This window comes from Microvirga pakistanensis (assembly GCF_004458765.1).
Lineage (GTDB): Bacteria > Pseudomonadota > Alphaproteobacteria > Rhizobiales > Beijerinckiaceae > Microvirga > Microvirga pakistanensis.
This window is the reverse complement of sequence record NZ_SPJX01000183.1, coordinates 1-223: the sequence shown is the minus strand read 5'-3', so window position 1 is coordinate 223 and position 223 is coordinate 1. Positions and strand designations below refer to the sequence as shown.

Genomic DNA, 223 nt, shown 5'->3' with positions numbered 1-223 from the left:
GAGCTCGCGCCAGCATTCCTGCGGGAACTCGAGCACGACCTTGCCCAGGGTCTCGGGTGCGGCGTCCATGACGCCCGTCAGCGACCACAGGAAGCCCGGCTCCCGAACGGACTGGGGCGTCAGATTCACTCCGACAATGGCCTCGCTGCCCTTGGTAATGAGGTGGTAGGCCACCGCCATGGCACGGTTCAGGACACGACGGTCGAATTCCGTGGCGCGGCCG

General features: G+C 66.8%; 1 pseudogene. It reads right to left on the bottom strand.

The window, feature by feature from the left end:
- Positions 1 to 223 (bottom strand): annotated as a pseudogene (locus E4K09_RS28930) (EAL domain-containing protein); the annotation flags it as partial.